At 43.4% G+C, this 18,898-nt stretch carries 34 protein-coding genes and 1 pseudogene; 4 read left to right on the top strand and 31 right to left on the bottom strand.

Annotated elements, in window-relative coordinates:
- Positions 1–197: 197 nt before the first annotated feature.
- Positions 198–656, top strand: coding sequence for a DinB family protein (locus LQ247_RS21045; RefSeq protein WP_020449884.1), 459 nt, complete (start codon positions 198–200; stop codon positions 654–656).
- A 48-nt stretch (positions 657–704) separates the two neighbouring features.
- Here LQ247_RS21045 and rpsI (LQ247_RS21040) read toward each other — a convergent pair.
- Positions 705–770: pseudogene (gene rpsI, locus LQ247_RS21040) on the bottom strand (30S ribosomal protein S9); the annotation flags it as partial.
- An 83-nt stretch (positions 771–853) separates the two neighbouring features.
- Entirely contained in the window at positions 854–1,006 is a 153-nt protein-coding gene (locus LQ247_RS21035) for a phage holin family protein (RefSeq protein ID WP_223254888.1), read from the bottom strand.
- A 1,225-nt stretch (positions 1,007–2,231) separates the two neighbouring features.
- Between LQ247_RS21035 and LQ247_RS21030 the strand changes: the two genes are divergently transcribed.
- From LQ247_RS21030 to LQ247_RS22145, 3 genes are all read left to right on the top strand, one after another.
- A complete protein-coding gene (locus LQ247_RS21030) occupies positions 2,232–2,855 on the top strand; it encodes a glycosyl hydrolase lipoprotein (protein ID WP_020449883.1) in 624 nt (207 codons plus the stop codon).
- Between the two features lie 60 nt (positions 2,856–2,915).
- The gene (locus tag LQ247_RS22150; RefSeq protein WP_250635916.1) at positions 2,916–3,278 is read left to right on the top strand and encodes a site-specific integrase; all 363 of its coding nucleotides are present in this window, start codon (positions 2,916–2,918) and stop codon (positions 3,276–3,278) included.
- Positions 3,279–3,378: 100 nt separating this feature from the next.
- A complete protein-coding gene (locus LQ247_RS22145) occupies positions 3,379–3,591 on the top strand; it encodes a tyrosine-type recombinase/integrase (protein WP_025810425.1) in 213 nt (70 codons plus the stop codon).
- Between the two features lie 101 nt (positions 3,592–3,692).
- Here LQ247_RS22145 and rpsI (LQ247_RS21020) read toward each other — a convergent pair whose 3' ends face one another.
- The 29 genes from rpsI (LQ247_RS21020) to rplP all read right to left on the bottom strand — a co-directional run bounded on the left by rpsI (LQ247_RS21020) (position 3,693) and on the right by rplP (position 18,898).
- The gene (rpsI, locus tag LQ247_RS21020) at positions 3,693–4,085 is read right to left on the bottom strand and encodes a 30S ribosomal protein S9 (protein WP_023855904.1); all 393 of its coding nucleotides are present in this window, start codon (positions 4,083–4,085) and stop codon (positions 3,693–3,695) included.
- 20 nt (positions 4,086–4,105) lie between these two features.
- Positions 4,106–4,543: a 50S ribosomal protein L13 gene (gene rplM, locus LQ247_RS21015; RefSeq protein WP_003178393.1), complete on the bottom strand. Its 438-nt coding sequence runs from the start codon at positions 4,541–4,543 to the stop codon at positions 4,106–4,108.
- A 161-nt stretch (positions 4,544–4,704) separates the two neighbouring features.
- Positions 4,705–5,448: a tRNA pseudouridine(38-40) synthase TruA gene (truA, locus tag LQ247_RS21010; RefSeq protein ID WP_025810423.1), complete on the bottom strand. Its 744-nt coding sequence runs from the start codon at positions 5,446–5,448 to the stop codon at positions 4,705–4,707.
- Positions 5,449–5,458: 10 nt separating this feature from the next.
- Positions 5,459–6,256, bottom strand: a complete 798-nt coding sequence (locus tag LQ247_RS21005) for an energy-coupling factor transporter transmembrane component T family protein (RefSeq protein WP_023855906.1) — start codon at positions 6,254–6,256, stop codon at positions 5,459–5,461.
- Positions 6,253–7,122, bottom strand: coding sequence for an energy-coupling factor ABC transporter ATP-binding protein (locus LQ247_RS21000; protein WP_231006567.1), 870 nt, complete (start codon positions 7,120–7,122; stop codon positions 6,253–6,255). The genes LQ247_RS21005 and LQ247_RS21000 overlap by 4 nt, the downstream gene beginning before the upstream one ends.
- A complete protein-coding gene (locus LQ247_RS20995; RefSeq protein WP_025810420.1) occupies positions 7,098–7,943 on the bottom strand; it encodes an energy-coupling factor ABC transporter ATP-binding protein in 846 nt (281 codons plus the stop codon). The genes LQ247_RS21000 and LQ247_RS20995 overlap by 25 nt, the downstream gene beginning before the upstream one ends.
- 141 nt (positions 7,944–8,084) lie before the next feature.
- On the bottom strand, positions 8,085–8,447 hold the full coding sequence (rplQ, locus tag LQ247_RS20990; protein ID WP_020449876.1) for a 50S ribosomal protein L17: 363 nt from the start codon (positions 8,445–8,447) through the stop codon (positions 8,085–8,087).
- Positions 8,448–8,524: 77 nt separating this feature from the next.
- The gene (locus LQ247_RS20985) at positions 8,525–9,469 is read right to left on the bottom strand and encodes a DNA-directed RNA polymerase subunit alpha (protein WP_020449875.1); all 945 of its coding nucleotides are present in this window, start codon (positions 9,467–9,469) and stop codon (positions 8,525–8,527) included.
- A gap of 174 nt (positions 9,470–9,643) precedes the next feature.
- A complete protein-coding gene (rpsK, locus tag LQ247_RS20980; RefSeq protein ID WP_020449874.1) occupies positions 9,644–10,039 on the bottom strand; it encodes a 30S ribosomal protein S11 in 396 nt (131 codons plus the stop codon).
- Between the two features lie 20 nt (positions 10,040–10,059).
- Positions 10,060–10,425 carry a 30S ribosomal protein S13 gene (gene rpsM, locus LQ247_RS20975; protein WP_003178378.1) on the bottom strand — a complete coding sequence of 122 codons (366 nt, stop codon included), beginning with the start codon at positions 10,423–10,425 and terminating at the stop codon, positions 10,060–10,062.
- A gap of 22 nt (positions 10,426–10,447) precedes the next feature.
- Positions 10,448–10,561, bottom strand: a complete 114-nt coding sequence (gene rpmJ, locus LQ247_RS20970) for a 50S ribosomal protein L36 (protein ID WP_003156543.1) — start codon at positions 10,559–10,561, stop codon at positions 10,448–10,450.
- 33 nt (positions 10,562–10,594) lie between these two features.
- Positions 10,595–10,813, bottom strand: a complete 219-nt coding sequence (gene infA / locus LQ247_RS20965; protein WP_003178377.1) for a translation initiation factor IF-1 — start codon at positions 10,811–10,813, stop codon at positions 10,595–10,597.
- Positions 10,791–11,120, bottom strand: coding sequence for a KOW domain-containing RNA-binding protein (locus tag LQ247_RS20960; RefSeq protein ID WP_023855908.1), 330 nt, complete (start codon positions 11,118–11,120; stop codon positions 10,791–10,793). The genes infA and LQ247_RS20960 overlap by 23 nt, the downstream gene beginning before the upstream one ends.
- 10 nt (positions 11,121–11,130) lie before the next feature.
- Complete coding sequence (gene map / locus LQ247_RS20955) at positions 11,131–11,877, bottom strand: type I methionyl aminopeptidase (protein WP_023855909.1); 747 nt, start codon at positions 11,875–11,877, stop codon at positions 11,131–11,133.
- On the bottom strand, positions 11,874–12,527 hold the full coding sequence (locus LQ247_RS20950) for an adenylate kinase (protein WP_020449871.1): 654 nt from the start codon (positions 12,525–12,527) through the stop codon (positions 11,874–11,876). The genes map and LQ247_RS20950 overlap by 4 nt, the downstream gene beginning before the upstream one ends.
- Positions 12,528–12,580: 53 nt before the next feature.
- Positions 12,581–13,876, bottom strand: coding sequence for a preprotein translocase subunit SecY (gene secY, locus LQ247_RS20945; protein WP_020449870.1), 1,296 nt, complete (start codon positions 13,874–13,876; stop codon positions 12,581–12,583).
- 1 nt (position 13,877) lies between these two features.
- Positions 13,878–14,318, bottom strand: coding sequence for a 50S ribosomal protein L15 (gene rplO / locus LQ247_RS20940; protein ID WP_020449869.1), 441 nt, complete (start codon positions 14,316–14,318; stop codon positions 13,878–13,880).
- Between the two features lie 30 nt (positions 14,319–14,348).
- Positions 14,349–14,528: a 50S ribosomal protein L30 gene (gene rpmD, locus LQ247_RS20935; RefSeq protein ID WP_020449868.1), complete on the bottom strand. Its 180-nt coding sequence runs from the start codon at positions 14,526–14,528 to the stop codon at positions 14,349–14,351.
- Positions 14,529–14,541: 13 nt separating this feature from the next.
- The gene (gene rpsE, locus LQ247_RS20930) at positions 14,542–15,042 is read right to left on the bottom strand and encodes a 30S ribosomal protein S5 (protein WP_023855910.1); all 501 of its coding nucleotides are present in this window, start codon (positions 15,040–15,042) and stop codon (positions 14,542–14,544) included.
- 24 nt (positions 15,043–15,066) lie between these two features.
- Positions 15,067–15,429 carry a 50S ribosomal protein L18 gene (gene rplR, locus LQ247_RS20925; RefSeq protein WP_020449866.1) on the bottom strand — a complete coding sequence of 121 codons (363 nt, stop codon included), beginning with the start codon at positions 15,427–15,429 and terminating at the stop codon, positions 15,067–15,069.
- Positions 15,430–15,460: 31 nt separating this feature from the next.
- A complete protein-coding gene (gene rplF, locus LQ247_RS20920; RefSeq protein ID WP_003178356.1) occupies positions 15,461–15,997 on the bottom strand; it encodes a 50S ribosomal protein L6 in 537 nt (178 codons plus the stop codon).
- A 29-nt stretch (positions 15,998–16,026) separates the two neighbouring features.
- Positions 16,027–16,425 (bottom strand): 30S ribosomal protein S8, encoded by a 399-nt coding sequence (gene rpsH, locus LQ247_RS20915; protein WP_003178355.1) that lies wholly within the window; start codon positions 16,423–16,425, stop codon positions 16,027–16,029.
- A 31-nt stretch (positions 16,426–16,456) separates the two neighbouring features.
- Positions 16,457–16,642: a 30S ribosomal protein S14 gene (gene rpsN, locus LQ247_RS20910; RefSeq protein ID WP_003178353.1), complete on the bottom strand. Its 186-nt coding sequence runs from the start codon at positions 16,640–16,642 to the stop codon at positions 16,457–16,459.
- Between the two features lie 22 nt (positions 16,643–16,664).
- The gene (rplE, locus tag LQ247_RS20905) at positions 16,665–17,204 is read right to left on the bottom strand and encodes a 50S ribosomal protein L5 (protein ID WP_020449865.1); all 540 of its coding nucleotides are present in this window, start codon (positions 17,202–17,204) and stop codon (positions 16,665–16,667) included.
- A 25-nt stretch (positions 17,205–17,229) separates the two neighbouring features.
- A complete protein-coding gene (gene rplX / locus LQ247_RS20900) occupies positions 17,230–17,541 on the bottom strand; it encodes a 50S ribosomal protein L24 (protein ID WP_003178350.1) in 312 nt (103 codons plus the stop codon).
- A gap of 35 nt (positions 17,542–17,576) precedes the next feature.
- Complete coding sequence (rplN, locus tag LQ247_RS20895) at positions 17,577–17,945, bottom strand: 50S ribosomal protein L14 (protein WP_020449864.1); 369 nt, start codon at positions 17,943–17,945, stop codon at positions 17,577–17,579.
- Between the two features lie 40 nt (positions 17,946–17,985).
- Positions 17,986–18,249: a 30S ribosomal protein S17 gene (gene rpsQ / locus LQ247_RS20890; protein ID WP_003178345.1), complete on the bottom strand. Its 264-nt coding sequence runs from the start codon at positions 18,247–18,249 to the stop codon at positions 17,986–17,988.
- Positions 18,250–18,273: 24 nt separating this feature from the next.
- Entirely contained in the window at positions 18,274–18,474 is a 201-nt protein-coding gene (gene rpmC, locus LQ247_RS20885) for a 50S ribosomal protein L29 (RefSeq protein WP_003178343.1), read from the bottom strand.
- Entirely contained in the window at positions 18,464–18,898 is a 435-nt protein-coding gene (gene rplP / locus LQ247_RS20880; RefSeq protein WP_020449863.1) for a 50S ribosomal protein L16, read from the bottom strand. Before rplP ends, rpmC begins: the two co-directional genes overlap by 11 nt.

Genomic DNA, 18,898 nt, shown 5'->3' with positions numbered 1-18,898 from the left:
GTGCACGGGTACGTTCTTATTCGCATCGCGAGTCAGAAGTAGAGCGCGTTTTAGAATTGAACGGTATTCCGGATCTGCTTCAAGTAAAAATGAAAAATAAACGCCGGAAAATTCAATTGATCAGTTTCCTTTTATGCAGTTTGAAGCCCGATTTTCAGGAGAAGGAAAAGTCCGAACAGATAAAGAGATGTGAGGCAATGAATGGATTGTTTCAATATAATTGGCAGGTTCGCAATGAAGGGTTTGAATGGTGCTTGCATCAGTTACAAGAGGAACTCGAAAAAAGGCATTCAGGCGGTATGGAAAGCATTTTGAAAAACTTGTTTCATATTGTCGATGTTGAGGTGAGCTGGATGTATGCCATTTTAGACAAGCCGGACTTCACTCCCGAGTTTTCCGACTACCCGTCGATTCAGCACATTATCAGGTTTTCTGAAGCGTATCGTCCCGAAGTTGAGAGCGTGGTTTTTCATTTTTCCAGCGCAGCCGAACAAAAGCCTGTCAAAACGTCTTGGTCAGAAGATACCTATACACAAAGTGACATTTTAAAGCATTTGATCGCCCATGAAATTCATCACATCGGACAAATATCCGTCTGGGCGCGGGAGATGAACCGTGTTCCGGTATCCGCTTCATATGTAGGACGGCAGCAATAAAAAAGACCCCCAAGACAAAAGTCTTGAGAGCCTTTGAAACGCCAGAAATTAACGTTTTGAGAACTGAGGTGCACGGCGTGCGCCTTTAAGTCCGTATTTTTTACGTTCTTTCATGTCCCGAAAATCCACCGAAATTCGCCATAACCCCAACGATCACAAAAATAAACACTTTACGAGTAATGCCGATATATCCGACTTTACTTTTCTCCGTTTATTCCGGCAGCCATCAGACCGCTTGCATAATCAATCACAAGTACAGACAAAATAGTAAGCAGCACGCTCCAACCTCCAAAAAGAAATCCGGCAATTTCACCCGCAACAGCAATGACACCTTTGTAAAATGTATCCATTGTATGGACTCCTTTATACAAAATAAAAAAGCCGCTTATCTCGCCGCTTCTGCTCTTTTTTCGTGATATTCTTTATTTACTTCGATTTGATTCATTTCTATCACTTCATCTTCCGCCTGTGAATTTCCGATCCGCTCTTCTTGAAGCTCTTTTTTGAGCTTTTCGTTTTCCTGTTCTAAGTTCTGACTGATCTGTCTTTCTCTTTGGAGAAAGGCTTTACAATCAGCTATTCAAGATATGTTTTATCAAGATGGTATTTCATGCTTCCGGTTTCCGCGTCTTTCACGATGAACAATTCATACAAGATCGGGAATTCATCGTCTTTATTTAAACTGATAGAAACGGCGTCAAAATGATGTTTTGTGTCACCGTCGATCAGGAAAATTCGCTTATAATGATCCCCGTATCGGTTTCGGTGATTTCGACCCCGTCCATATATTTGTGATAGGAATAACCTTTATAATCGATAGCCATTTTAAAACCTCACTTTTTTTACGGTACTTCGTAAAACATACAGACTAGCACTCGCATAATCTTATCGCTGCCCCCTGTTAATGTTCCAGTTCCTCGCACATACACTTAAATCCTGTGCTAGACATGGCCTCAACGCCTGCCGTACAAGCATTAGAATAGCCCCCGTATGGTTGGGCGAAAACAGCAAAAATATTTTCAGCTTTTTTGGCGTTTTCATCTTGAAAAAAGTATTGCGTGGAACCGTAGGCGGCAGAATCCGAGCCTAGATGAACATCTACATAATCAGCGGAATCATTCCGTTATACTGTAATCCGCCATATATCTCTGTAAGTTCTTGCTTGCTCGTATTGGCTTGAGGTATCTCCTCCGCCTAACATAGTTTTAGCAGGCAAGTGAACAGTTGATCCTAGCGAAACCCTTTCGCCACTGCTGATCGATATAACTCCTGTTGAATCGATCCAAGTGTGCCCCGTTGTATCCATTTCGAAATGACTGCCGTTTTTTACTATAAATTCCCCTTTTGGATTATCTAATGCAAAAACATTCCTTGCCACCCTTGATGGAGAATTTACACAGGAGATTTAGATGCTGCTCTTGAAATCATGACGGCGCAACTGAAAGAAGGCGGGAAAAAGAAATCTGATTAATCACAGACGTAACTTTTTACAAAATTGGTATTGTTCCGTTGAATTTGCGGGAGTTTTGTCCTATGATAAAAGATGTACCATATAAATGAACTGGGGGGCTTTACTTGAAGAAATTTTTAATTTTATCCCTTGCGCTCTGTTTAGGGATTATTTTAGGGGCGTGCGGTTCTAAAGACACCGCAAAAAAAGATGATACCAAAAAAGAATCATCAGCAAGCGAAAATAAAGACACTGACAACAAAAAAGAAGATGTACAGGAAGACGAAAACCTCAAAGGGAAAAATGTCTATACTAATAAAAAACTAAATATAAACGGAACTACAGGTCCTATTAAATACGAAATCAAAGCTGTACAATTGAAAGAAATGGAGCCAAAAAACGAAGAAACTGCTGATCTGCTCGGTGTCAAAGTAGGTGAGAAAGTGAATGCTGTCACAATTGAACTATCTGGCGAAAACACATCAGAAAAAGATGTTAACTTCTATTTAGGACAAGCCACAATCGTCACAAACACTAAAGAGCAGCTGGAACCTGAAATGTTATTGTCTGAACACATCGAGGGTGAATACTTAGGCAAAGTTAAAAACGAGGGGCATAATGTATATATCTTAAAAAAGTCATCTGTTAAGGATTTGAAATCCATTGAACTGCGTGTTGATGCTCCAACAGATAACAATTTCGAGCCTCTTGGAAAAGACATCAAGCACACAATCGAAGTCAATAATTAAGAAATGCCCTTTTTAGGGCTTTTCTTTAACACCAAAAACAGAACAAACGTTCTTTTCAACTTGTGCAATTTACTAATTGAGCATAGGAGGCGTTCATATTGGTTTTTACCGCAGGAAGAAGAGAAACGGAACTTTTGGGAAAAGGACGAAATCAAAACCTTTCTCGAAAAAGCGCATTCGCAACTTGAACAACAAGATTATGTTATGTTTTATGTTCTTATTTTTACCGGTATGCGTAAAGGGGAACTTCTTGCCTTGGAATGGAGGGACGTTGACTTAAAAGAGAAAACAATAAACATCAAACAAACAATGTTTTTTGAAGACGGTAAAGAAGTCATCCAAACAACAAAAAAATATCATTCTAAGCGAATTATTACGATTGATTATCATACGGCCCAAATACTTACAAAATGGCGTACGTAGCAAAAAGAAATACTCTTATCTAATGGGATCACCTCAGAAGCTAAATACGCGCTTATACGGGGCGATATGCGCCCTCTAAGGCTTTTCCCTCTTAAACCGTATGATCGCTAAAAATAAGCTTCACAGAATCACGATTCACGGTTTTAGACATTCTCACGCATCGATCCTTTTTGAAGCAGGCGCATCCATTAAAGAAGTACAAGCCCGTTTAGGTCACAAAGAAATTCAAACGACTATGAACATCTATACACATGTCACGAAAACCGCAAAAGAAAAAACGGCCGAAACATTTAAAAAGTACATGGAATTATGAGAAATTCATTTAAACGTGGTCAAAATGTGGTCAAAAATCATTTTAAAGCAAAAAACAAGCCCTCTTCCGAGTAACCGGATGAGGGCTTGAACGTTGGTATATTAACGTTTTGAGAACTGAGGTGCACGGCGTGCGCCTTTAAGTCCGTATTTTTTACGTTCTTTCATACGTGCGTCACGAGTCAGTAGACCGGCACGTTTTAGAGTTGAACGGTATTCCGGATCTGCTTCAAGCAAAGCGCGGGCGATACCGTGACGGATTGCTCCGGATTGACCGGATAAGCCGCCTCCATGAACGTTTACTAAAACGTCATAAGTACCAGCTGTTTCAGTCAAATTTAATGGTTGTTTGATATCTTCGATTAGAGCTGCAGATGGGATGTGCTCGCTAATTTCACGATTATTCACGATGATACGGCCTTCTCCTGGAACTAAACGCACACGCGCTACAGAGCTTTTACGACGGCCAGTACCGTAATATTGAACCTGTGCCAAATTGGTAACCTCCTTTTTAATTAACCGCGAAGTTCGTAAACTTCAGGTTTTTGTGCTTGGTGTGGATGCTCAGAACCACGGTATACGTTCAATTTTTTGAACATTTGACGACCTAGAGAACCTTTTGGAAGCATGCCTTTGATCGCAAGTTCAAGCATTTTCTCAGGGTAGTTTGTACGCATTTCAAGAGCAGTTCTTGATTTTAAACCGCCTGGATGTTGAGTGTGACGGTAGTAGATTTTGTCCGTTAACTTTTTACCAGTTAACTCGATTTTTTCAGCGTTGATGATGATCACATGATCTCCAGTGTCAACGTGTGGTGTGTAAGTTGGTTTATGTTTTCCGCGAAGGATAGATGCAACTTCTGTAGAAAGACGTCCTAGCGTCTTGCCAGCAGCATCAACAACTAACCACTTGCGTTCAATATTACTTGCGTTAGCCATAGGTGTTGTACGCATTAAATTTCCCTCCTAAATAAATCTGCCATTTTCAATAAACTTCAATTACGTTCTATTTCAAAACACAATAAGTTTCCGGGGCTTATCGTGGGGTTGAAATACATACCATATGATATCTTATAACTTTCTGTACTCTCTGTCAAGAAAATGTTACACCTGGTTTAGTTGTCATAGATAACACGCCATAAATACAAGCCGTGCGCCGGTGCAGTGCGCCCTGCGGCATCGCGGCTTCTGGCAAGAATCATCTTTTCAATGTCTCCAGGGGAAAATTTTCCGGTTCCTACATCAAGAAGCGTGCCGGCAATGATTCTAACCATGTTATACAAAAATCCGCTGCCCACAATCCTCATCTGCAGTCCGTCCCCTGTGTCAGACCATTCGAGTTCATAGACCGTTCTAACTTTGTCCTTCACTTCGGTTTTGGTTGCACAAAAGCTTGTGAAATCATGGGTTCCAACCAGAAAGCGGGAGGCTTCTTGGACTTTTTCCATATCAAGGTCATACGGAACATGGTATGCATAGTGGCGTTTAAAAACGTCCGGATGTCTGCCCCTGTAAATCATATACCGGTATTCTTTTCTTTTTGCAGAAAACCTCGCATGAAATTGATCATCGACAGCTTCCGCATTGTGGACCGATATATCATCAGGCAGCAGGGCATTCAAAGCATACGGCCATTTCGCCTCAGGGATGGATAGCGGACTGTCAAAATGAATCGTCTGTCCGACCGCGTGAACGCCGCTGTCGGTGCGCCCGGATGAAACGACAGGAATACGCTCCTTCGCTTTATGGAGCGTTTGCAGCGCTTTTTCAAGCTCATCCTGCACCGTTCTTTGACCAGGCTGCACTTGGTAGCCGTAAAAAAGGTGTCCGTCATATGAAATCGTACACTTCATTCTCATCGTCTATCACCTAAGTCCGCAATAAAATTAGCAATACGCCAAGACCAGCTAAAATGAGGAGCACGGAAGTATCCTTCCATTTCCACGTCAGCTGCCTGTATTTTGTACGGCCTTCCCCTCCCCTGTATCCTCGCGCCTCCATCGCAGTTGCAAGCTCTTCGGCTCTTTTAAAGGCACTGACAAACAGCGGAACAAGAAGAGGAACGATCGCTTTGACACGTTCTTTGACCGGGCCGTTCGTAAAATCAACGCCTCTTGCCATTTGCGCTTTCATGATCTTATCCGTCTCTTCGAGCAGAGTCGGTATAAATCTGAGGGAGATGGACATCATGAGAGCGAGTTCATGAACGGGAAGCTTTAATTTTTTAAACGGACCGAGCAAATGCTCCAAACCATCGGTCACTTCGATTGGAGTCGTCGTCAATGTTAAAATCGTTGTGATCATGATGAGGTAAACAAAGCGCAGCGAAATAAAAATCCCTTGAACAAGCCCCTGCTCATAAATTTTAAACAAGCCGAGATCGGCGAGAAGCGGCCCTTCCCTTGTCATAAAAATATGAAGCAGAAACGTAAACAGCACAATCCAGAACACGGGCTTCATCCCTTTTAAAAGGAATCGCACCGGAACGCCCGACAAAGCTGCGGCTGCGACCGTAAACAGGCCGAGCAGTGCATATGTTTCCGTATTATTCGCGAAAAAAACGATAAAGACAAAAAGGAAAATGGTTAACAGCTTTGTACGCGGATCAAGCCGGTGAATGATCGATGTCCCGGGTACATATTTGCCGATAATGATATTGTCCATCATAGGGCATTTTCCTCCTGAAAAAGAGCTTTAATTTCGGAGGCTGCTTCTTCAATCGTCAAGATCGGCGCTTTGAACGTAATGCCCAGCGTTTCTTCAAGACATTTTTGGAATTTAATCGTTTCCGGCAAATCAAGCCCAAAGGCAGCGATATCGTCTTTCCTTGAAAAAAGCTCCCGCGGCGTCCCTTTTGCTTTGACCGTGCCTTTATGCATCACAATCAGTTCATCTGCATACGCCGCCGCATCTTCCATACTGTGGGTGACGAGAATCGTCGTCAGATTCCTCTGCTTATGGAGGCTGTAGAACATGTCCATGATCTCTTTGCGGCCTCTTGGGTCGAGCCCTGCCGTCGGTTCATCGAGGACGAGAACCTCCGGCTCCATCGCCAGCACTCCCGCAATGGCCACGCGGCGCATTTGCCCGCCGCTTAGTTCAAACGGGGACCTGTCGGACAGCTCCTCATCCAAACCTACAAGCTTCAGCATTTCCCTCGCCTTTTCTTCCGCCTTCTCCCGGCTCATGCCGAAATTGATCGGGCCGAATGAAATGTCCTTTAAAATTGTTTCTTCAAACAGCTGATGTTCAGGAAACTGAAAGACAATCCCGACCTTTTTCCGCAAAGCTTTTAAGTGTTTATTCTTTTTGCCTGCTTCAAGAACGTCCCCGCCGAGGCGTATCTGTCCTTTTGTCGGTTTTAAAAGCCCGTTCAGGTGCTGAAGCAACGTCGATTTTCCCGATCCTGTATGGCCGATCACTGCGACATAGCTTCCTTCTTTAATCACGGCGTTGACATCATAGATCGCAAGGCGTTCAAAAGGCGTTTTCATCTGGTATCGGTGCTCTACATCTTTGATTTCAATGTCCATAGCTCATTCACCAATCCTTCTTGTGTCAGATGATCGCCTTTCAAAGCCAGACCGCTTTCCTTCAGCATTTGGCTGAGCTGAAAAGAAAAAGGCAAATCAAGCCCGATTTTTATCAGGTCTTGATTCAGACGAAAGACTTCCTGCGGTGTGCCTTCGGCAAATTTTCTTCCGCCGTTCATGACGATGATCCGGTCGGCCTTAGCAGCTTCGTTTAAGTCATGTGTAATCGAAATGACCGTAACCATTCCCTGGTCTTTCAGCCTTCTGACCGTATCCAGCACTTCTTCCCGTCCCATCGGGTCGAGCATGGAAGTCGCCTCGTCGAGAATCATGATGTCAGGACGGGCGGCAAGCACTCCCGCAATCGCAACACGCTGCTTTTGCCCTCCAGAGAGATGGTGCGGCTCTTGATCGAGAAATTCTTGCATGTTCACCTGTTGAACGGCCCAATCCACCCTTTCCACCATGTCTTCTCTTGGAACTCCGTTGTTTTCTAAACCAAAAGCCACATCATCGCGAACGGTTGTCCCGACAAATTGGTTATCCGGATTTTGAAACACCATGCCGATTTTTTTTCGGACATCCCAGACCGTCTCTTCCGTCAGCTGAATACCGCCGACTTCAATCGATCCTTCGTCAGGCAGGATCAGTCCGTTTAAAGCACGGGCGAGCGTCGACTTCCCTGAGCCGTTGTGACCTACGATCGCAAGCCATTCTCCTTTCGACACTTGGAAAGATACATGATCAAGCGCAGGCCTGTCCGCATCTTTCTGGTAGCGAAACGTGATATCCTCTGCAGCTATTAATCGATCTTGATTCATTTGCCCGTCCGGCCTCCTCTCCTCTAAAGCTCTGCTTTTCTGACTATTCTTTTATCATAGAAAATTCCCCGGTATCTAAAAAAAGGGCATAGATCCAGTTAAAAACTGTCCCGCCCTTCTTTAGACACACAAAATATGTGATTAAACCAATTCGATGATAGCCATTGGTGCTCCGTCACCACGGCGAGGACCAAGCTTCATAATACGTGTGTATCCGCCTTGGCGCTCTTCATAACGAGGTGCTACATCAGAGAAAAGTTTTTGGAGTGCATCTTGGTCTTTCTCTGCATCTGCAACCTCATTGCGGATGTATGCAGCTGCTTGGCGGCGTGCGTGTAAATCTCCGCGCTTGCCAAGTGTAATCATTTTTTCTACAACAGAGCGAAGTTCTTTCGCGCGAGCTTCTGTTGTTTCGATTCTCTCGTTGATGATCAAGTCTGTTGTAAGATCACGCAGCATTGCTTTACGCTGTGCACTAGTGCGTCCTAGTTTTCTGTATGACATGTGGTGTCCCCTCCTTTATTGAAATACTCGATCTGAAATAAAAAACACACGAAAATCCTAGTTCACATGGAAACTAGTCAATCGTCTTTGCGAAGGCCAAGTCCAAGTTCTTCAAGTTTCGCTTTTACTTCTTCAAGCGACTTGCGACCCAGGTTGCGAACTTTCATCATATCTTCTTCAGTTTTGTTCGCAAGTTCTTGAACTGTATTGATTCCCGCACGCTTCAAGCAGTTGTAAGAACGGACTGAAAGATCGAGCTCTTCAATAGTCATTTCAAGAACTTTTTCTTTTTGGTCCTCTTCTTTTTCAACCATGATTTCAGCATGCTGAGCTTCGTCGGTCAAACCGACAAAAATATTAAGGTGTTCAGTCAAAATCTTTGAACCAAGCGCAATTGCTTCTTTTGGTCCAGTGCTTCCATCTGTCCATACGTCAAGCGTAAGTTTGTCATAGTTTGTAATCTGACCCACACGAGTATTCTCAACTTGATATGTTACACGAGAAACAGGTGTAAAGATGGAATCAATCGGGATGACCCCAATTGGCTGATCGTCTCTCTTATTCGAGTCAGCTGGTGTATACCCGCGACCTCTTTGAGCGGTTAAGCGAACTCGAAAACTCGCATTTTGGCCAAGAGTCGCAATGTGAAGATCAGGATTCAAAATCTCAACATCACTGTCGTGGGTAATATCAGCAGCTGTTACAACTCCTTCACCCTGTACATCAATCTCAAGCGTCTTCTCTTCTTCAGAGTAGATTTTCAGTGCAAGTTTTTTAATGTTTAAGATAATCGTTGTAACATCTTCAACGACGCCTTCGATCGTCGAGAATTCATGCAGTACACCATCTATTTGGATCGATGTTACAGCGGCACCAGGGAGTGAGGATAAAAGGATACGACGTAAGGAGTTACCCAAAGTTGTACCATATCCACGCTCAAGTGGCTCTACGACAAATTTACCATACTTGGCATCGTCGCTGATTTCAACCGTTTCGATTTTTGGTTTTTCAATCTCGATCATTTCATAAAACCCTCCTTCAAAACGTCGAAACCCCGGAAAGAATTTCTCTGATTCTATCCGAAATTCCCCATTGTTTAGTCCCGTATGTGCTCAGGCAACGAGTGTGCATTCGTTTTATAAATTAACTGTATCATAACCCATTATTGACAGGGACACAAAATCTATACAAACAAATTACACGCGGCGACGTTTTGGCGGACGGCATCCGTTATGAGGAACAGGCGTTACGTCTCTGATTGCTGTAACTTCCAGTCCAGCAGCTTGAAGTGCACGAATTGCAGCTTCACGGCCAGAACCAGGTCCTTTTACAGTAACTTCAAGAGTTTTAAGTCCATGTTCGATAGAACCTTTAGCAGCTGTTTCAGCGGCCATTTGCGCAGCAAACGGAGTGGATTTTTTAGAACCTTTAAATCCAAGAGATCCGGCGCTTGACCAAGAAAGAGCATTACCATGAACATCTGTGATAGTAACAATCGTGTTGTTGAAAGTTGAACGGATATGAGCAATTCCAGATTCAATATTCTTTTTCACGCGGCGTTTACGCGTGTTTGTTTTACGAGCAGCAGCCATTGTTTAATTACCTCCCTTGCTTATTTTTTCTTGTTAGCTACAGTACGACGCGGACCTTTACGAGTACGCGCGTTATTTTTAGTATTTTGACCGCGAACAGGCAATCCGCGACGATGACGAATTCCGCGGTAGCTTCCGATTTCGATCAGACGTTTGATGTTAAGAGACACTTCACGGCGAAGGTCACCTTCAACTTTCAATTTGTCAATCACGTCACGGATTTTACCAAGTTCTTCTTCAGTCAAATCACGAACGCGAGTATCTTCAGAAACTCCAGCTTCTTTTAAGATTTGCTGAGCCGTTGTACGACCGATTCCAAAGATGTATGTTAATGAAATAACAACACGTTTATCACGTGGGATATCTACACCAGCAATACGAGCCATCTCTCTCGCACCTCCTTAAAAATTATCCTTGTTTTTGTTTATGCTTTGGATTTTCACAGATCACCATTACTTTTCCTTTTCTGCGAATGACCTTACATTTTTCACAGATCGGTTTAACTGATGGTCTCACTTTCATGTGTTTCCAACCTCCTTCAATTTCCGGAGTGCTTTATTTGTAACGGTACGTAATTCTACCACGAGTTAAGTCATATGGAGATAATTCTACCGTAACTTTGTCTCCAGGTAAAATGCGAATGAAGTGCATGCGGATTTTACCAGATACGTGAGCCAAAACCGTATGGCCATTCTCAAGTTCAACTTTGAACATTGCGTTTGGCAGCGTTTCGACTACAGTACCTTCCACTTCAATTACATCGTCTTTCGCCATTCAAGTGTTCTCCCTTCTTCAAATCAGTAACTTGCTCTCTGACAAATTTCAAAAGAGAAAATCTCAATTTTCCGTTTGTCACACGCCCTGTTTCGTTTATACTGTTCTGAACTTCCGGAGATACGCAATCATAAAAGGTTAAATGATTGATATTCTTTTTCTTAGGAGAATGAAATTTACGCTTTTCTCCGTCTGCTACCAGCACATGATGATGATCGACTATATCAATAACAACTGCGTATTGGTTCATTTCGCGGCCTCTTGCTATGCGTACGAACTGTCCAATTTCAGGTGTTTTCCGATACATCTCATTTCACCTAGGCTTTTGTCAGTATCTCAAAACCGGCTTCCGTTATGGCAATCGTGTGTTCAAAGTGAGCACACTTCTTCCCGTCCACAGTTACAACCGTCCAGTTGTCAGCCAATGTTTTGACATAGCGTGTGCCTGCATTAACCATCGGCTCAATGGCCAGGACCATGCCAGGCTTTAAACGCGGGCCTTTGTTCGGCGGACCGTAGTGAGGAATTTGCGGATCCTCATGAAGATCCTGCCCTACCCCGTGTCCTACATATTCCCTGACGACTGAAAATTGTTCGCTTTCGACATACGTTTGAATTGCGTGGGAAATATTCGACAAACGTTCTCCCGGTTTTGCTTCCTTCAAGCCTCTATATAAAGACTCCTCTGTCACATCCAGCAGCTTTTGATCATCATCGCTAATCGTACCCACTGGATAAGTCCATGCAGAGTCACCATGATAACCGTTCAGCTTCGCACCGATATCGATGCTGATGATGTCTCCGTCGCGAAGGACCCGTTTTCCCGGAATACCGTGCACGAGTTCTTCGTTGACCGAAACGCAAATGCTCCCGCGAAAACCATTATACCCTTTAAAAGACGGGATTGCACCTTGCTTTGTAATAAAACGTTCGGCAATTTGATCCAGTTCTTTTGTCGAGATGCCGGGTTTAATGTGCTTTTTCAGCTCCTGATGAGTTAAAGCGACAATTCTTCCGGCTTCCCGCATGATTTCGATTTCTCGGGGAGTTTTACAAATAATCATTTGTCCAGGCCTCCGAGAAGCTCCTTTATATCAGCGTAAACTTCATTGATGTGCTTCTGCCCGTCAATGTTTACGAGATATCCTTTATCCGCATAGAAATCGAGTAAAGGCTGGGTTTGCTTCATGTTGACCTCTAACCGTGTAGATACAGTAGCTTCATTATCGTCTTCACGCTGATAAAGCTCTCCTCCACACTTGTCGCATACATTTTCTTTCGCAGGCGGATTAAAGACTAAATGATAAGTTGCACCGCAGTTTCTGCAGATTCTGCGTCCTGTCAGACGTTCCATCAATGCATCTTTATCGACTTGAATGTTGATGACATGGTCAATCGACTTGCCAAGTCCTTTAAGAATTTCCTCAAGTGCTTCAGCTTGAGCGACTGTTCTCGGAAATCCGTCCAGAAGAAAACCTCCGTCACAATCATTCTTGCCAAGTCTCTCCCTGACAATACCAATTGTCACTTCATCCGGAACAAGCTCACCTTTATCAATGTATGATTTGGCTTCGAGTCCCAGATCCGTTTCTTCTTTCATCGCAGCGCGGAACATGTCTCCTGTTGAGATATGAGGTATCCCAAAATCTTCAACAATCCGTTCAGCCTGTGTCCCTTTACCGGCCCCAGGCAGTCCCATTAAGACTAAGTTCATTTCGGATTCCCCGTCCTCTCTATTTTAGAGGGAATGGGCGCGCCCCATTTCCTCTAGTGCTTCATAAATCCACGATAGTTTCGTTTTACCAGCTGGCTTTCAAGCTGCTTCATTGTTTCAAGTGCAACCCCGATGACAATCAGCAAACTTGTTCCACCAATTTGTGCAGATGAAGGCAGCCCAGCAATATTAACGAACAAGACAGGAAGAATGGCAATCACGGCCAAGAATATGGAGCCTACAAATGTAAGTCGATACAAAATGCTCGTAATTCTATCTTGAGTCATTTTTCCTGGACGAACTCCCGGAATATAGCCACCTTGTTTTTTAAGATTATCGGCCATTTGCTCAGGGTTTACCTGCACAAATGCATAGAAATAGGTAAAGGCGATGATCAACGCCGCATAAACTCCCATTCCGACCGGATGCGTGTAATCAAACGTTTTTTGAATCCAATTCGTGACGTCATTGGTACCAAAAAATGTTGCCACGGTCCGCGGAGTGGTGATAAATGCTACCGCAAAGATAACCGGAATAACTCCCGCCGGGTTAACCTTCAGCGGCAAGTGTGTAGACTGGCCGCCAGGAACCGGTGAACGGCCTGAACCTTTCGCATATTGAATTGAGATTTTTCTAACTGCCTGTTGGATGAAAATAACGCCAACGACAATCGCCAAAATCGCAACCAATATAACGACAACCTTTATGATTTGCAAGAATAACTGATCTCCAGCATCTACAAACTGCTGAGCGTAGATCTGATTAATCGTCTGCGGAATGCCGGCAACGATACCGGCGAAGATGATAATGGATATTCCGTTACCAACTCCATGAGACGTAATTTGTTCTCCCAGCCACATTAAAAAAGCAGTTCCAGCAGTTAGTACAACCGCAATAAGCAAATAAGTACCGACTCCAGGGTTTGTAATCAACGCGCCGCCGGCCATGTTGTTAAACCCGTAAGACATACCTAAAGCCTGGATAAATCCAAGAACGATTGTGAAGTACCTTGTGAACTGTGCTAGTTTTCGGCGACCAACTTCTCCTTGCTTAGACCATTCGGTAAACTTCGGCACAACATCCATCTGCAGGAGCTGAATGATGATTGAAGCTGTGATGTAAGGCATGATTCCCATCGCAAGAATGGAGAAGTTGAACAATGCACCGCCGCCAAATGTGTTTAGAATCCCAAATACGCTCATTTGATCCTGTGCCTTTAAAACTTCTGTGTTTACATGCGGCACAGGAATGAACGAACCGAGACGAAAGACGATAAGCATTAAAAGAGTGAAGATAATCTTATTCCGAATATCCTTCACACGCATAAAATTGGAGATTGTCTTAAACAAGTTAGATCACCTCAGCTGTACCGCCAGCAGCCTCAATTGCTTGTTTAGCAGAAGCGGAGAATTTATTGGCTTTAACAGTTAATTTCTTTTCTAATTGACCGTCGCCAAGAATTTTCACTCCAGATTTCAACTTGCTGATTACACCTGTTTCTAAAAGAAGTTCAGGAGTAACTTCCGTCCCTTCTGCAAAGCTGTTGAGTTTGTCTAGGTTGACTACAGCGAAATCCTTGCGGTTGATGTTTGTGAAACCGCGTTTAGGAAGACGTTGGAACAAAGGCATTTGTCCACCCTCGAATCCAGGACGTACACCGCCGCCAGAACGAGCGTTTTGACCTTTATGACCTTTACCTGCTGTTTTACCGTTACCAGAACCAATACCACGACCTACGCGGTTGCGCGTTTTACGTGAACCTTCTGCGGGCTTTAATTCATGAAGTTTCATTTGGACACCTCCTTAGCCTATCGTTTATTTTTAAAGTTCTTTAACAGAAACTAAATGAGATACTTTGTTAACCATACCGCGGATTGCAGCGTTGTCTTCATGAACGACAGTTTGGTTTGTTTTCTTTAAACCGAGCGTTCTTACAGTAATACGCTGATCTTCCGGGCGTCCGATTACACTGCGTTTGAGGGTAATTTCTAATTTAGCCATTAATGTTCCCTCCTTATCCTAACAGTTCTTCTACAGATTTTCCACGAAGCTTCGCAACGTCCTCAGCGCGTTTCAGCTCGCTTAAACCTTGGACTGTTGCACGGATCATGTTGATCGGTGTGTTAGAACCTAAAGACTTAGAAAGGATATCAGCTACACCTGCAAGCTCAAGTACCGCACGTACTGGGCCTCCAGCGATAACTCCCGTACCTTCAGAAGCAGGTTTTAACAAGATGTTTCCTGCACCGAAACGTCCGATGATTTCGTGTGGAATTGTAGTTCCAACCATTGGTACTTCGATCAAATTCTTTTTCGCATCTTCAACAGCTTTGCGGATCGCTTCTGGTACTTCTTGTGCTTTACCAGTACCGAATCCTACGTGTCCGTTTTTGTCACCGACAACGACTAGAGCTGCGAAGCGGAAACGACGACCACCTTTAACAACTTTCGCTACGCGGTTAACGGTAACTAAGCGTTCTTCTAACTCTAATTTGCTTGGGTCAATACGACGCATATTCATATGTCCCTCCTTCTTTTATTAAAATTCTAATCCAGCTTCGCGTGCAGCATCAGCCAATGCTTTTACACGTCCATGATAAAGGTAACCGCCACGGTCGAACACGACATTTGTGATACCTTTTTCAGAAGCGCGTTTTGCAACAAGCTCGCCAACTTTTGCAGCCGCAGACGTATCGCTGCCATTTTCAGCGTTAAAGTCTTTATCAAGAGTTGATGCACTCACAAGTGTAACACCGTTCACGTCATCGATCACTTGTGCGTAAATATGTTTGTTTGAACGGAAAACATTTAGACGAGGTCTCTCAGGGGTTCCTGAAAGCTTCGCGCGAACACGACCGTGTCTTTTAAGACGTGCAGCATTCTTGCTTGTTTTCGTAATCATCTGGGTCACTCCTTTCTCACATTAAGCGGTTTTACTTAGCAGATTTACCTTCTTTACGACGAACCATTTCTCCTTCATAGCGGATCCCTTTGCCTTTGTAAGGTTCTGGAGAACGTACAGCGCGAATGTTTGCAGCAGTAGCTCCAACACGCTCTTTATCTGTACCTTTTACAACCACTTTTGTTTGAGATGGAACTTCGATTTCAATTCCGTTTTCAGGAACGATTTCTACAGGGTGAGAGTATCCAACGTTCAAAACAAGTTTGTTTCCGGATTTAGAAGCACGGTAACCGACACCGACTAATTCCAAACCTCTTTCAAAACCTTTAGATACACCTTCAACCATGTTTCCGATGATGCTGCGAGTTGTGCCATGCAGCGCACGGTGTTCTTTATTATCTGAAGGACGCTCTACAGTAAGTACATTGTCCTCAATTTTAATCTTCATATCAGGATGAAACGTACGAGTTAATTCTCCTTTTGGTCCTTTCACGGTTACAGTGTTGTCGTTCAGAGTAACTGTAACGCCTGAAGGAATCTCAAGTAGCTTCTTACCTACACGAGACATACCAAACACCTCCATTCATGTTAAACTTCTTACCAAACGTATGCTAATACTTCTCCGCCAGCCTGTTTAGCGCGGGCTTCTTTATCTGTTAACACACCTTGTGATGTAGAAAGAATTGCGATTCCAAGTCCGTTCAGTACGCGAGGCACTTCGTTTGACTTAGCGTAAACGCGCAGACCTGGTTTGCTGATTCTCTTAAGGCCAGTGATGACACGCTCGTTGTTTTGTCCGTATTTCAAGAAAACACGGATGATACCTTGCTTGTTATCTTCAATGAATTCTACGTCACGGATGAAACCTTCTCTTTTCAAGATTTCAGCGATTTCTCTTTTCAACTTCGAAGCAGGAATTTCGAGCTTCTCATGACGTACCATGTTTGCATTACGAATTCGAGTCAGCATATCTGCAATCGGATCTGTCATAACCATTATTTAATAACCTCCTTCCCATAAACGGGGATTACCAGCTGGCTTTTTTAACGCCAGGAATTTGTCCTTTATATGCAAGTTCACGGAAACAAATACGGCAAAGTTTAAATTTACGAATAACAGAGTGCGGACGGCCGCAGCGTTCGCAGCGAGTGTACTCTTGTACTTTAAACTTCGGTGTGCGTTTTTGTTTCGCAATCATTGACTTTTTAGCCACGATTTCGCCTCCCTTTCATTGATTATTTCTGGAATGGCATACCTAATTGAGTTAACAGTTCACGAGCTTCTTCATCAGTGTTGGCAGTCGTTACGATAACGATGTCCATACCGCGAACTTTAGTTACCTTATCATAGTCAATTTCAGGGAAGATCAGCTGTTCTTTGATTCCTAGTGTGTAGTTTCCGCGACCGTCAAAAGATTTTTTTGAAATTCCGCGGAAGTCACGAACACGTGGTAAAGAAACAGAAATTAGTTTATCAAGGAAATCGTACATGCGCTCTCCGCGAAGAGTTACTTTCGCACCGATTGGCATTCCTTCACGAAGACGGAATCCAGCAATAGATTTCTTCGCACGAGTAACGACAGGTTTCTGACCAGCGATAAACGTTAGTTCTTCAACAGCGCTATCGATAGCTTTAGCGTTTTGAACAGCGTCACCAACACCCATGTTGATTACGATTTTTTCAATTTTAGGCACTTGCATCACAGATTTGTATTCGAACTTTTTCATTAATGCAGGTGTAATGTCTTTATTGTACTTTTCTTTAAGGCGGTTCATGAGATAGACCTCCCTTCCTTTATTACTAGTTATCTAGAACTTGCCCAGATTTTTTTGCAATACGAACTTTTTTGCCATTTTCCACTTTGTATCCTACGCGAGTCACTTCACCTGTTTTAGGATCGAGCGGCATTACGTTTGACACATGAATTGGCGCCTCTTGATTTAAAATTCCGCCTTGAGGGTTAGCTTGAGTCGGCTTTGAGTGCTTCTTCACCATGTTGACACCCTCAACGATTACGCGGTCTTTTTTAGGGAAAGCTGCAAGGATCACACCTTGTTTCCCTTTGTCTTTACCAGAGATAACCATTACTTTATCGCCTTTTTTAACATGCATCCTGATCGCACCTCCTTAGTCCGGCATTGATATCATTAAAGTACTTCTGGAGCTAGAGAAACAATTTTCATGAAGTTGTTATCACGAAGTTCACGTGCTACAGGTCCGAAGATACGAGTTCCGCGCGGGCTTTTGTCGTCACGGATGATAACACATGCATTCTCATCGAATTTGATGTAAGATCCGTCATTTCTGCGCGCGCCGCTCTTAGAACGTACGATTACAGCTCTTACGACCTCACCTTTTTTGACAACGCCTCCTGGTGTTGCTTGTTTAACCGTGCAAACAATGACATCACCAATGTTAGCTGTTTTGCGTCCAGAACCACCAAGCACCTTGATTGTTAATACTTCACGGGCACCAGAGTTATCAGCTACTTTTAAACGAGTCTCTTGTTGAATCATTATTTGTTACCTCCCTTCGGAAAAAGGTTTCCGAACTTTATTAGATAATAACAGCTTCTTCGACAACTTCAACTAGACGAAAACGTTTAGTCGCAGATAATGGACGAGTTTCCATGATCTTTACGATGTCTCCGATTTTAGCTTGGTTATTTTCATCATGTGCTTTGAATTTTTTAGAGTACTTTACGCGTTTACCGTAGAGTGAATGTTTTTTGTAAGTTTCTACAACAACAGTAATGGTTTTATCCATTTTGTCAGAAACAACACGTCCTTGGTAGACTTTGCGCTGATTGCGTTCGCTCATGTTTTAGAGAACCTCCCTCCGGAATTATTTGTTGGCAGCAATTTCTCTTTCCCGAATCACAGTTTTCATGCGCGCGATTGACTTGCGCACTTCACGAATGCGAGCAGTGTTTTCAAGTTGTCCTGTCGCTAATTGAAAGCGAAGATTGAAAAGTTCTTCTTTAAGAGACTTTACTTTTTGTTCAATTTCAGCAGTGGTAAGGTCACGAATTTCATTAGCTTTCATTTGATTCACCACCAATTTCTTCACGTTTTACGAACTTCGTTTTAATTGGCAATTTGTGAGATGCAAGACGAAGAGCTTCACGAGCGACTTCCTCAGACACACCAGAAATTTCAAATAAAACTTTGCCCGGTTTTACAACAGCTACCCATCCTTCAGGAGCACCTTTACCGGAACCCATCCGAACCTCTAGAGGCTTAGCTGTATAAGGCTTAGAAGGGAAAATTTTGATCCAAACTTTACCGCCACGTTTCATGTAACGAGTCATTGCGATACGCGCAGCTTCGATTTGACGGTTTGTAATCCAAGAAGCTTCTTGAGCCTGGATGCCGTATTCACCGAAATGCACTTCAGAGCCGCCTTTTGCACGGCCGCGCATTTTTCCGCGATGCTCTCTGCGATATTTAACGCGTTTTGGCATTAACAT

It is taken from the genome of Bacillus sp. BS3(2021) (assembly GCF_021043345.1).
Classification (GTDB): Bacteria; Bacillota; Bacilli; order Bacillales; family Bacillaceae; genus Bacillus; species Bacillus paralicheniformis.
The sequence above is the reverse complement of the archived record's forward strand: the minus strand, read 5'-3'. Positions and strand labels throughout refer to the sequence as shown.